The 13,749-nt window shown below is 72.3% G+C and carries 4 protein-coding genes and 1 pseudogene; all 5 read right to left on the bottom strand.

Translation table 11 applies throughout. The annotated features are described in order from the left end of the window. Positions 1-32: 32 nt before the first annotated feature. Positions 33-1,604 carry a GMC family oxidoreductase N-terminal domain-containing protein gene (locus AB0M67_RS36645; protein ID WP_365751944.1) on the bottom strand — a complete coding sequence of 524 codons (1,572 nt, stop codon included), beginning with the start codon at positions 1,602-1,604 and terminating at the stop codon, positions 33-35. 4 nt (positions 1,605-1,608) lie between these two features. Then, entirely contained in the window at positions 1,609-5,013 is a 3,405-nt protein-coding gene (locus AB0M67_RS36650) for an amino acid adenylation domain-containing protein (RefSeq protein ID WP_365751945.1), read from the bottom strand. A 32-nt stretch (positions 5,014-5,045) separates the two neighbouring features. Further along, positions 5,046-9,257, bottom strand: a complete 4,212-nt coding sequence (locus AB0M67_RS36655) for an amino acid adenylation domain-containing protein (RefSeq protein WP_365751946.1) — start codon at positions 9,255-9,257, stop codon at positions 5,046-5,048. 62 nt (positions 9,258-9,319) lie between these two features. Next, positions 9,320-11,758, bottom strand: coding sequence for an SDR family NAD(P)-dependent oxidoreductase (locus AB0M67_RS36660; protein ID WP_365751947.1), 2,439 nt, complete (start codon positions 11,756-11,758; stop codon positions 9,320-9,322). A 107-nt stretch (positions 11,759-11,865) separates the two neighbouring features. Then, positions 11,866-13,749, bottom strand: a pseudogene (locus AB0M67_RS36665) (acyltransferase domain-containing protein); the annotation flags it as partial.

A 13,749-nucleotide genomic window follows, 5' to 3' on the forward strand; every position in this document is an offset into this window, starting at 1 on the left:
GGCCGGATGGAGACGCCGTATCCGGACAGGCCCTACGCGCTCCACGACGCCGCCCTCTCGCCGAGCATGACGCAGCTGAGATTGGTCGGCGCGCTCGGCATCGTCGGCATCACGGAGGCGTCCACGACACGCAGTCCGCTCACCGAGTGCACGCCGAAGCGCTCGTCGACGACCGCCGCGCGGTTCGAGGACGGGCCCATCGCGGCGGTCCCCGCCGGGTGCCAGGACGGACAGACGAACCGTGAGACGGAACGGCGCAGCATGGCGTCGTCCTCCACGGTCCGGTCGGTCCAGAGGAACACGCGCTCCAGCAGCGGCGCGAGGCGGCTGCCCCTGACCATCTCCCAGAGCATCCGTGTGCCCGTCATCAGGCGTTCGACGTCCCAGGGGTCCGAGGCCAGCCGGAGTTCGATCAGGGGATCGGCGTCCGGTTCCGCGCTCTGGAGGGTCACGGAGCCGCGGGAGCGCGGCGTCAGCAGCGAGGCGTGCAGGGAGAACGCGGTCCGGCCCTTGAGCACTCCGCGCATCACGGGTACATCGAGGTCGGAGACGTTGTTGACCAGCGTGAGATTGAGGTCGGGGGCGCCGCCCGTGCTCGCCACCCGCGCCAGTACCTGGTGCATGGGCTCCGCGGGCCGGGAGCCGGTCGGGGCGGGGAGCCCCCACAGGGCGACGATCGGATGCTCCATGAGGTTCGCGCCCACCCCGGGCAGATCGGCGACGGGGCGTACGCCCAGCCGCAGCAGTGCGTCGGCCGGGCCGATACCGGAGCGCAGCAGGATCGCGGGCGTGCCGATGGCCCCGGCCGAGAGCGTCACGCGGTCGGCGCCGATACGGACGAGCCGCCCGTCGCTCACGGCCTCCACACCGACGGCCCTGTCGCCGTCGAAGACGATCCGGGCGGCCGAGCAGTGACCGGCCACCGTGAGGTTGGGCCGGTGCCGGGCGGGGGCGAGGTACGCGTCGGCCGTCGACACGCGCCGGCCGCCCGCCTCGTTGCGGGGGATGGGCCCCGCACCGGTGGTGCAGTCGGCCGCGTTGAGGTCGGCCACGGTCGGCACGCCGTGGTCGCGGCAGGCGTGCAGGAAGCCGGCCGACAGGGGCCCGAACTCGTCCTCGGACTGCCTGCGGATGGGCAGGGGCCCCTCACTGCCGTGGTCGGGCCCCTTGACGTCGCCGTCGGACTCCAGCCGGACGAAGTACGGCAGCACGCTCTCCCACGACCAGGCGGGGTTGCCCGCGGCGGCCCAGGCGTCGAAGTCACCCGGCAGACCGCGCAGCGCGAGGGCGCCGTTCACCGCGGAGGAGCCCCCGACGGTCTTGCCCACCACATACGGATAGCGCCGTCCGTTCTCGGCCTCCCCGTGGACGTAGGCGGAGTGGTCCCAATTGGCCCCCGACAGCACGGGGTTGTCTGGCGAGCCGGGGGGATCGCCCTGGTTGTCCGGCCCGGCCTCCAGGAGCAGGACCCGGCGACCGGGGTCCTCCGACAGCCGTCCCGCGAGGGTCGCGCCCGCGGAGCCGGCCCCGACGATCACCTCGTCCCAGTGTCCGTCGAGCGGCGCCGTGCGCCGTCCCGTACCTCCGGCATCGGTTTCTGACATGCCGTCACCGCCCCGGCCGGCGGGCGAGCCGGTGGGCGAGTTCCGCGATCGTGGGGAAGTCGAAGAGCATCCCCAGGTCGTCCTCCGCGTCCTGTTCGAGGCCGATCTCCTGGCGGATCAACGTCAGGATGCGTACCGCGTGCAGTGAATCCCCGCCCAGCTCGAAGAAGTTGTCGTCGACACCGAAGTCGTCCCGTTCGAGCACATCGGCCCACATCCGCGTCAGCCGGCCCTCCAGCTCGTCACGCGGTGCGGTCTGCTCCTTCGACGCCGGCTCGGCCCATGGGGCGGGCAGAGCACTCCGGTCGACCTTGCCGTTGGCACTGAGCGGCACGGTGTCGATGAAGAGGAAGTGGTGGGGAACCATATAGCCCGGCAGGAGTTCCTCGACGGCGGCGCGGACGCCCGCGGCGCGGTCGGTGCCGGTCGTACCGGCGGGCGGTTGGGCCGCGTCCTCGGCGACGAGATGCGCGACGAGCTGGCGTCCGCCGGTCGCCGGGTTGCTCTCCACCCCCACCAGGGCCTCGGCGACGCCCGGCGCGGAGCGCAGCGCCGCCTCGATCTCGCCGAGCTCGACGCGGTAGCCGTTGAGCTTCACCTGGAAGTCCGCACGTCCGAGGAAGTCGATGTCCCCGCCCGGCAGATAGCGGCCGAGATCCCCGGTGCGATACAGCCGTTCACCGGTCAGCGGATGGACGACGAAGCGCTCCGCGGTCAGCTCGGGCGCTCCCCAGTAGCCCCGGGCCACGCCCACCCCGCCGATACAGATCTCCCCCGTGGTCCACACCGGGCACGGTTCGAGGTGCTTGTCGAGCACATGCAGGGTCTGGTTGGCGAGGGGCTTGCCGTACGGGATCCGCGTCCATTCCGGTGGCACGTCCCCGATCGGATGGTGCACGGACCAGATGGACGCCTCCGTGGCGCCTCCCAGGCTCACCACCTCCGCGCGGGGATGCTGTGCGCGGACAGCCGCGGGAAGGGTGACGGGGATCCAGTCGCCGCTCAGCAGGACGAGCCGGACACTCGACTCGGCCCGGCCGTCCCTCTCTCCGGCGGCGCGGGCCTCGGTCCATGCCCGCATCAGGGCGGGGACCGAGTTCCAGACCGTCACGCCGTGGCGCCGTACCAGTTCGTCCCAGTGCAGCGGATCCTGGCCGCGGCCACGGGCCGGTACGACCACCGCCGCTCCGGCCCCGAGCGCGCCGAACACGTCGTAGACCGAGAGGTCGAAGCTCAGCGCCGACAGGGCGAGCACCCGGTCGTCCGGACCCACCGCGAACCGCTCGTTCATGTCCTGGAGGGTGTTGGCCGCGGCCCGATGGTCGATCATCACGCCCTTCGGCTCTCCGGTCGACCCGGAGGTGAAGATCACATAGGCCAGGTCGTCCGGACGGACATCGACCTCCGGGGGCGCGGTGCCGGCACCGGTCACCTCGGGATCCGCCGCGGTGACGAGGTGGACACCGGCCGGCCAGTCGAGTTGGTCGCGCGCCCCGGGGTCCGTCACCACGATCCGTGCCCCGCCGCGCTCCAGCAGCAGTTGCCGCCTGGCGGTCGGCCAGTCCGGGCTGACCGGCAGATACGCGGCGCCCGAGAGGGCGACGGCGAGCACGGCGACGATCTGGTCCATGCCCCGGTCGAGCACCACACCGACCAGTGTGTCCCGCGTGGCGCCCAGTTCGACCAGCCGGTGGGCGAGCCCCGCCGCGGCCTCCATGACCTCGCGGTAGCTGTGCTCGCCGTTCTCGTCGATCACCGCGGTCGCGTCGGGACAGGTACGGGCCCGGGACACGACGAGTTCGCCGAGGGTGCGGGCCGGGATCGGCGCGCCGGTGTCGTTGGCGGCGCGGCGCTCCGCAAGCTGCCACTCGGGCAGCGCGGGCGATGTCGTCGGCTCCGTCCACACCGCGGGGTCCCCGGCGAGCCGGTCCAGAGTGGCGCGGTAGGCGTCGAACATGTCGTCCAGGAGACCGGCGGGGAAGAGTGCCTCGACGGCGTCCCAGTTGAACAGCAGGTCGCCCCGCTCCTCGGTCACCTGATGGTCCAGCCATACCTGGGGGGTCTGGGTGATGCCGTACATCTCGTCCCCGAAGAACCGGATCCCCTCCGACGGGTCCTCACCGCCGGTCCCCAGGACCAGCGCGCTGGTGAAGACCACCGGCATCGAGGCACCGGGCCCGCCGCCCGCGCGGCGGGAGCGTTCGCGCAGCACCCGGACACCGCTGAACTCGGGGTGCTCCAGGTCCCGCATGAGCCGCTGCTGGAGCCGCCGCACCCGGGAGGCGAACGCCTCGCCCGGATCGGCCGACAGCGCGAGGAGGGTGACGGAGGTGAAGTCGCCGATGAGTTCGCCCATGCGCGGATGGGACTGCGGACGGTTGAACAGGGTCAGGTCGAGCGTGAAGTCGGGCTCGCTCGACCAGGTCCGCAGGACATCCGCGTAGGCGGTCATCAGCACGGCGGACGGGGTGACCCCGAAGCGCCGTGCGTACTCCTTGACGGCGGTCCACCGCGCGGCCGGCAGCCGTCCGCCGCGATGGCCGAACTCGGGCCGGCCGATCGTGCCGGGCGGCACGGCGAGCGGCAGGGCCGGCGCCGGGGGCAGCTCGGGCAGCCGGTCGAGCCAGTACTTCTCCGCCGCCCGGTAGCGGGGGCCCTCCTGCGCCGCCGCCTCGGCCAGCACATGGTCGCGGTAGGAGAGGTCCAGCGGCTCGGGCGACCAGTCGGCGTCCTCGTAGAAGCGGCGCCAGTCCTGGAAGAGCAGATACATGCTGTAGCCGTCGAGGATCAGGGTGTCGAGGCTGATGTGCAGGCGCAGAAGATCGTCCCCGAGCCGGGAGGCGCGGATGTCGAACAGCGGCCAGCGGTCCGCGGGCAGGACCTGGTGGTCCATCTCGTCCCGGGTGCGCAGGATCTCCTGTTCCTGTTTCTCCGGGACCAGGCCGCGCAGATCGGCGACGGGAATCCGGTACGCGGGGACCTCCGGCAGAACGCGCTGTGTGCCGTCGGGGCCGATGACCGCGCGGAGCATGTCATGGCGGGCGATGACCGCCCGGAGGCTGGTCTCCAGCCGGTCCTGGTCCAGCCCGGGGCGTTCGAGTTCGAAGTAGATATGGGTGGAGACGCCGCCGAGTTCAACCGCGGACCCGCGGCCGACCCAGTAGGCGTGCTGGATATCGGTCAGCGGGAAGGGTTCATGGCGGTCGGCCGGCCGGGGCACGACGGCGTCCGCTTCCGGGCTCGCCGCCACATCCCTGAGCATCGCGACGAGATCGTCGCGCCGTGCGCGCAGTTCGTCCCGCAGCCGCGCGGTCAGCGCACCGGCCGGGGCCACCACATCGAGTCGGCCGTCGGTCAGACGCAGCTTGATGCCGCGCGTACGCAATTCGCCGAGCAGTTCCTGGGTCACCGTGGATCCTCCTCCGTCTCGCGTCGCCGCGGTCACCGGGCCCGCCCCCCGCGATACGGCGTGCTGTCCAGGGCGTCGGCGACGGTGTTCACCGACGCGCCGACGAGCAGTGTGTGGTGGGTTCCGGGCACGCTCAGGCTGTCCACGGCACCGGTGGTGAGCGTGGACCAGCCCCAGTCGGGGGCCGCCGCGAAGGGGTGGTCGGCGAACTCGCCGACCTGGCCGTCACGGGCCCGCAGCACCGTGATGTCGGCGGCGACCGGCGACGCGGTGTAGCGGTCGCAGCCCTCCACCACGGCCCGGAACACCACGAAGGTGTCGGCGAGTTCATCACGGTCGAGTCCGGTGTCGGCCAGGCCCCGTTCACGAAGCGTGTCGAGCGCGCGGCCGAGCCGGACCGTCACCGGGGGCCCCTCGGGCCCGGGCAGTTCCGCGGCGCCGGGGGCGCCCGGGTCGAAACCGATGTCGAGGTCTTCGAGGAACCAGAGCAGCAGTTGTGTCTCGTCGGCGTTCGCGCGCGGCGCCACCGGCGCGGGAGAGTCGACCACCGCCAGCCGCTCGACCCGGTCGCCGCGCGCCTCAAGCAGCCGGACCACCTCGGCCGCGATCACGGCGCCCGAGGACCAGCCGCCGATCCGGTACGGGCCCCGCGGCCGGACGTCCGTCAACGCCGCGACATAGAGGGCGGCCAGCTCCGGCACGCTGTTCACCGGCTCCTGGCCGGTGGCGGGGCCGGGTGCCTGGAACGCGAAGAACGGCCGGTCGCGTGCTTCGGCCAGCGACCGGTAGCACAGCACGTTGCCGCCGGCCGGATGGACGAAGAACCAGGGGGCCTCGTCACCGTCGGACGTCCGCAGCTGGACCAGCGGGGTCCAGTCGCTCCGCCGGGTGTCGAGCCAGTCGGCCAGTCCGGCGACGGTGGGGCGCTCCAGTAACGTGCCCAGCGGGACGCGGTGTCCCAGCCGGCGGACGATCTGCCCGATCACCCGCAGCGCGGTGAAGGACTGGCCGCCCAGGTCGAAGAAGTCGTCGTGCACCCCGATCGGCTCACGCGCCAGCACCGACTGCCAGATGTCCACCAGGGTGCGTTCGGTGGCGGTCCCGGGTTCGGCGGGGAGGTGCCCGCCGTCGGAATCGGCAGGGCTCAGCGCTTCCAGGGCCGTACGGTCCAGTTTGCCGTTCGCGGTCAGTGGCAGGCGTTCGAGCACGGCGACATGACTGGGCACCATATAGCCGACCAGCCGCTCGGCGAGGGCGGCCCCCACCGCGGACGGCACCGGCGCGGGGCAGCCCTCCTTGGCGGTCACGAAGGCCGCCAGTTGCTTGCCGGAGCCGGTCCCGCGTGCCACGACAGCCGCCTGTCCGATGTCCGGGAGGTCCAGCAGCGCGTGCTCGACCTCGCCCGGTTCGACCCGGAATCCCTGGATCTTCACCTGGAAGTCCATCCGGCCGAGGAACTCGATGTCCCCGCTGGGAAGAAGGCGCCCGAGGTCGCCGGTGCGGTAGAGCCGTTCGCCGGAGACGGGGTGGGACACGAAGGCGGACGCGGTCTTCTCGGCGTCCCCCAGATATCCGAGGGCGACGCCCTCGCCGCCGATGAAGAGCTGTCCCGTGACCCGGTCGGGGACGTCCCGGCCGAGTTCGTCGAGGATGTGCCAGCTCTGGTTGGCGAGCGGTTTCCCGTAGGGGATGCTCGTCCAGTCCGGGTCGGTCCGGTCCACGGGGTAGCAGATGGACCAGATCGACGCCTCGGTGGCGCCGCCGAGGCTGATCACCCGGGCGTTGGGCGCGATCGCGCGGATCCGGTCCGGGAGTCCGACCGGGATCCAGTCGCCGCTCAGCAGGACAAGGCGCAGCCCGGGGAACCGCAGTCCCGCTCCCTCGGCCTCCTCCACGAAGAGCTGCATGAGGGCGGGCACGGAGTTCCAGACCGTCACCCCCCGTTCCCGGACGGTCCTGGTCCAGGCGGCGGGGTCGGGCCGGCCGGGTTCGGCGAGCACGAGCGCGGCGCCGGCGTCCAGGGCGCCGAAGATGTCGTAGACCGACAGGTCGAACCAGAGCGAGGAGATACCGAACAGCACGTCGTCCGAGGTCACGCCGTAGCGGCGGTTGATCTCGGTGACGGTGTTGAGCGGCCCGCGGTGGTCGAGCATCGCCCCTTTGGGGCGGCCCGTGGAGCCCGACGTGTAGATGACGTAGGCGAGATCGCCCGGCTGCCGGGTCGTCTCCGGCGGCTCCCCCGCCGGGGCGGGGCCGGCCTCACCGGCCTCCGGTGTGTCGACGGCCAGCACGGGCACGCTCGTGAGCGCGGTGAGCGTGTCCAGCCGGGCCCGGCTGGTGAGGACGGCGGCGGCGCCGGTGTCCTGGAGCAGGTAACGGAGCCGGTCCGGCGGCCAGTCGGGGTCGACCGGCACATAGGCGGCGTCGGCGGTCAGCACACCGAGCACCGACGCGATCTGCTCCCATCCCGGCGGCGCGGCGACGGCGACCAGGGCGCCGGGCGCGACACCGGACGCACGGAGCGTGCCGGCGATCCGCTCGGCACGTCCGGCGAGCGCCTCGTAGCTGAGAGTGCGGTCGGCGGTCAGCACGGCGGGGCGGCCGGGCTGCCGGGCCCGCTGCCGGGCGAGGGAGTCGTGCAGCAGCCCCGTGGGCACCGGCCAGGACGGGGCGTTGAGTGCGGCGCGCCGGGCGCGCTGATCGTCGGGGAGCGGGTCGAAGGCCCGCTGCCGCCATGCCTCGTCGCTCTCGGCGAGCCGCATGACGATGGAGCGGTAGGCCTCCTGCATGGCGTCGACGAGCCCGGACGGGAACATGTCCTCGATGACGTCCCAGATGACCCACAGACTGCCGTCCCGCAGATCCCAGAACTCGCAGTCGATGAGTGTCTGCGGAGTCTCCAGCAGGCTGTGCACGGGACGTTCGGCCGCTCCGACGAACAGCGCGCTGCCGACCGCGTACGGGCATACGGCTTTTCCCGGGGTGCGGCGGTGCTGGTTGAGCGCCTGGAGCACCTTCACGCCGCTCCAGTAGATGTGTTCGACATCGGAGAGGACCTGGGCCTGGAGACGGCGGACCCGGTCCTCGAAGCCCTCCTCGTGCCGCCAGTCGATCTCCAGCGGGTAGAGGGAGGCGAAGTTGCCGAACACCTCGCTCATCCGCGGGTGCAGGGGGAGCCGGTGCGTGATCATGTTGTTGAGCAGGAAGTGGCGCGACCCGCTCCAGAACGCCAGGACCTCCGCGTGCACGCCGCACAGCACATTGGTCGTGGTGAGATTGCGGGCGGCGGCCTTCTCCTTGAGCGATGCCCAGACGTCGGCGGGGAAGAGCAGTTCCCGGCGTTCCAGCCGGGAGCGCCGTCGCGGGTCGGCGCCGGCCGCGAGCGGTATCTCGGGTGCGGCGGGCCAGCCGGCGATCCGGTCGGTCCAGTACTTCTTCGACGCCTGCCCGAGCGGGGACTCCTCCAGCTCGGCCAGGGCGAGCACGCAGTCCCGATAGCTGATCTCCAGTTCGGGCGGGGCCTCCCCGGGGTTCTCGTAACGCCGCAGTACGGCGCTGATGAACCGCAGGGTCGCCGGGGCGTCGCTGAAGAGATTGTTGTTGTTGTAGTGGAGCTTGGCGGTGTCGTCCGGCAGCAGGCTGAGCCGCATGTCCACCCAGGGCCAGCGGTCGTGCACGGGCTCGCGTCGCGTCATCGAGTCACGGACCCGCTCGATGTGCGCCTGTGCCCCCGCCGCGTCCAGGTGACGGACGTCGAACACCTCGATATGGGCGGGACCCGGGTCACGGACCGTCTGGAGCCGCAGATCCTCCCGGACCACGACCAGATTCCGCCGCTGGAACTCCAGTTCCTGGTTGAGCGCCTTCTCCAGACGCCCGGGGTCCGTCTCGGCGAGGTCGTACTCCATGTACTGGTGGGGCCGCACGTAGTACTCGAACCCCTCCCTGCCGCCCATGATGAACGACAGCTGAAGGTCCGACGGGGCGAACGGCTCGTGGAGACGCCGCTCGTCCGGTGTGACGACGGGCAGCTCGGCCTCCTGCTCCCGGCGGGTACGGGCGCCGTCGAGCCAGCCGATGAGCTCCTGCTTGAACTGACCGATCCGCTCCCGGAGATCGCCGGTGAGCCCTCCCTTGGGGGCGATCACCTCGATCCGGTCCCCCGGTGCGAGCCGCAGTCTGATGCCGGCCCGGGCGAGGTCGTCGAGCAGGGACGGGACCGCACGTGGTCCGCTTTCAGGCACAGCGGTTTCTCCTTGTCCGCCAGTTGACGCGTCGTGGGGCAGTCGAGGTGGTGCCGGGGCGGTCACAGCGTCAGCACCTCGGTCTCCGCGCCGTCGTCCAGCACGTCGTCGTCGGTGGCGAGCACGCTCATGGTCGTCAGCTGCCGGCAGATCAGCCCGGCGATCTCCAGGGCCGTACCGCCTCCGAAGAGGTAGTCCGCCGACACATCGGCGGAGAAGTCGGCGCGGAGCCGGTTGCGGAGCCGGATCGTGGTCAGTGAGTCGAAGCCCAGTTCGTTGAGGTGCTTGTAACGGAAGGTGGGACGCAACGCGTCCCGCTCCCGCGCGGACATCCCGAGGAGCACGGCCACCACGTCAAGCAGCCGTTCGAGGGCGACCTCCGCTGCCTCCTCGGGCCGGGTGAGGACCAGTTCGGCCAGGCCGGGGCCGCTGTCGGTCCCCGTCCCGCTGTCGTTGCCCGTCCCGGTGCCGGTCCCGGTCCCGGTGTCGGTCCCGGTGTCGGTCCCGGCGGCCGGCGACGGGCCGAGCGGTACGACATCGCCGAGCAGCGTGTCCGGAAGCCGCCGGTCCCCGGCGGCCACGTACCGCCGCCAGTCGACGGCGGCCAGCGCGATGTGTGCGGGACCGTCCGCGGAGACGAGGTCGAGGGCGTCCAGGGCCTCGTCGGCCGGCATGCCATGGATGCCCGAGGCGGCGAACCGCTCCACGAGGCCCCCGTCGACCGCCATGCCCGTGTCCGCCCACGCTCCCCAGCCCACGCTCAGGGCGGGCAGCCCCTGGCGCCGACGGTGGCCGGCCAGCGCGTCCAGGAAGGCGTTCGCCATCAGATAGCCCGGCTGCCCGGTCAGGCCGATCAGCGCCCCCAGGGCCGAGTAGAGGACGAAGAAGTCGAGGTCGAGACCGTGGGTGAGGCGATGCAGATTCCAGGCCCCCCTGACCTTCGGATCCATCACCCGGCTGAGCTCCGACCAGTCGGCTCGCTCCAGGACGGCCCCGGCGTTGATCCCGGCCGCGTGCACCACCCCGCGCAGCGGCGGCAGTTCGCTGTGCGCGTGGGCCAGGACACGCGCCACCGCGGCTGTGTCCGCCACGTCGACGGCCCGGAGTTCGACCCGGACCCCGCGCGCCCGCAGCGCCGCCACCTCGGGCGGTGTCCCGGCGGGCAGCGTACGTCCGACGAGCAGCAGGCACTCGGCTCCCTTGCCGGCCAGCCAGGCGGCGGTGGCCAGACCGAGGCCGCCCAGACCTCCGGTGATCAGGTAGGTGGCGCCGCCACGGACCGCCACGGGGCCCTGGGCGGCGGCTCGTGGTGCTTCGCCGGCCGGAGTTCCGTCCTGTCCCTCGTCGCGGAGGCGGGCCTCGTACCACTGTCCGTCGCGCAGCGCGAGATGCCCCGAACCGCCGAGTGCCGACACCTGGTCGAGGATCTCCGCGGGGGCGGGCAGCGGCGTCCCGGGTGCGATATCGATCTGTACGCAGCTCAGGTCCGGGTACTCGGCGATGACCGACCGGGTCAGGGCGGTCAGGACGGACGGTGCGAGCTCGGGCGCCCGGCCACCGGCCGCCGCGCCGTCGCCGTCCAACACCGCCGCTCCCGCCGAGCAGATGACGATCTCGGGACGTCCGGCGGCGAAGGCCCGCAGGAAGCCGGCGAGCAGCATGCTGGTCCGGCGGGCCAGCCGGTACGTGGTCTCGACGATCTCGTCGGCTGCCGCGTCGGCGGGCTCCGCGAGGAGGATCAGTCCGGCGAGGGGCTCTCCCGTGCCACCGCGTACGGTGTCGAGCATCCGCCGCACGTCACTGTCCGAGGCAGCGTCCACACGCAGCGCACCGGAGTCCGCCCGCGGTGCGGTGGCGCCGGTGACCACGGCGGTGGCCGTGACGCCGAGCGCGGCCAGCCGGTCGCACCAGGCGACGGTCGCCCCGGGGTCGGTTCCGCACACCAGCCAGGTGCCGGTCCGCGCGCGCGGGGCGGGCCCGGTCCCCGGTGAGTCGGGCCGGGGCTGCCAGGTCAGCGCGTAGCGGCGGGGAGGCGGGCTCGGCACGGCACCGAGCGCGGACCGGGGCACCGCACGGAAGCGCAACCCCTCCACGGTGGCCAGGACTTCACCGTCCTCCGAGGACACCTCCAGGTCCAGCGACACCTCGCCGGGGGTCGTCGTCCCACGCCGGTGGGCCCGGCACTCGACCCGGGCCGGGAGCGGCCCGTAGACATCGATCCGGTCGACGGAGGCGGGTACGCGCAGTGTGTCGTCGTCGGCGGTGAAGGCCACCACCAGCTGGAAGCAGGCGTCGAGTACGACCGGATGCAGCAGATAGGTGTCCTGGTCCCGGGCGGCCTCGTCGACGGCGATCAGCGCGTGCGCCCGGTCTCCGTCGACCCGGACCCGCCGCAGCGCGCGGTAGGCGGGCCCGTAGTCGAGGCCGATTCTCCGGAAGGAGTCGTACAGACTCCCGGTGGCCGGCTCGGTCATGTGCGCCCCCGGCCCCGGCCTGTCCATGGGCGCCGGGCGGGGCCTCTCACCGGGGCCGGCGCTCGCCACGGTGGCGTGCTCGGTCCAGCCTCCGCCGGATGTGGACGGGGTCCCGTGCCCGGCCCGCCGGCTCAGACAGCGCACCCGGTGGGCGCTCCCTGTCACCTCGGCCACGGCCTGCACGGTGAGCGGGGCCCCGTCGTCCGGGAGCGGCAGGAACTCGTTGAAGGTCACGTCCCGCAGCGTCCAGGCGGCGGGCTCGGGACGGGGCATGGACCGTACGGCGGCCAGTGCCCACTCGACCATCGCGCTGCCGGGCAGTACGGACCGTCCCGCGACGCGGTGCTCACGGACGAACCAGGGCCGGTCGGCGGAGAGTTCCTGGGAGAACCAACGGTCGCTGGTGACGGCCAGGTCGATGCCCGCGCCGAGCAGCGGATGGTCCGGGGATCCGCGCCGTCCGCCGGCCGGCCGGCGGACCGCGTCCGAGCCCTCCAGCCAGTAGCGGCGGCGCTGGAAGGGGTACGTGGGCAGGTCGACCCGGCCCTTCGCGGCGTCATGGCCGAGGCTGGGGCGAGGCACGGTGGTGTTGGCGACATGGGCCTCGGCGAGCGCCGTCGCGAGCGTCCGGGCCTCCGGCCTCTCCCGCCGGAGTACGGACGTCAGGGTCGGCGCGGGACCGGTGCCCGTGACGCAGTCCTGGACCAGAGCGGTGAGAGTGGCGTCGGGACCGAGTTCGAGGAAGGTGGTCACACCCTCCTCGAACAGGCTGTTCACCCCGTCCATGAACCTGACGGCGTGCCGGAGTTGGCGGGTCCAGTAGTCGGCGGAGCACAGCTCGTCGGCGGCGGCCGGCCTGTGAGATTGGAGATGACAGGTATCTCGGGCGGGTTGAAGGAAACGGTCCCGGCAACGGCACGGAACTCGTCCAGGGCACCGTCCATCATCATGGAGTGGAAAGCGTGGCTCACGCGCAGCCGAGTGGTCCGCCGCCCCCGTGTCTCCCAGTACGCGGCGACCTTCTCGACGGTCATGTCCTCCCCGGAGATCACGACGGACCGGGGCGAGTTGACGGCGGCGATGCCGGCACTGCCGTCGAACTCGCCGAGGCAGCCACGCATCTCCGCCTCACTGATCTCGATCGCGATCATGCCACCGGAATCGGGCGCGGCCTCCATGAGCCGGGCGCGGGCGGCGACAAGAACGCACGCGTCGGAGAGAGTCAGCACTCCGGCGGCGTGCGCGGCGCTGATCTCCCCCACCGAGTGACCGATGAGGAAGTCGGGAACGGGACCCAGGGACCGGACGAGCCGGTAGAGGGCGGTCTCCAGGGCGAACAGTGCGGGCTGGGCGTATGCCGTGCGGTGGAGCAGTTCCGCCTCGTCGGATCCCGGAGGAGAGAACATCAGTGCACGCAGAGGACGGTCGAGATGCGCGTCGAACTGGCCGCAGACCTCGTCCAAGGCCTCGGCGAAGACGGGGTAGGCGCGGTACAGCTCAGCACCCATACCGGGGCGTTGCGCACCCTGCCCGGAGAACAGGAACGCGGTCCTGCCGCGACCCGGGTCGGACTGGACCAGCTGCGGGGCCGCCTCGCCCCGCGCGAGTGCTTCGAGTCCGGTGAGGAGTTCCGTACGGTCCTCGCCCACCACCACGGCCCGGTGATCGAACAACGCACGCGTCGTGGCCAACGACCAGCCCACATCCGCCGCCACCGCCTCCGGCCGCTCCTCCAAAAACACACGCAGACCAGCCGCCTGCGCCCGCAACGCCACATCCGAAACAGCCGACAAACACCACACCACCGGCCCCGAAGACACCGACACCGGGCCAGTGGAAATCGACACCGAACGAGAAGACACCGACACCGGACCAGTAGCCGACGGCGCACCCTCCGGCGCCTCCTCCACAATCACATGCGCATTCGTCCCACTAATCCCGAACGCCGACACACCCGCACGCCGCCGCCCACCCGACACCGGCCACTCCACCAACTCCCCCGGAACCTCAACCCGCCC

The sequence above is a fragment of the Streptomyces sp. NPDC051662 genome, from assembly GCF_040681655.1.
Lineage (GTDB): Bacteria > Actinomycetota > Actinomycetes > Streptomycetales > Streptomycetaceae > Streptomyces.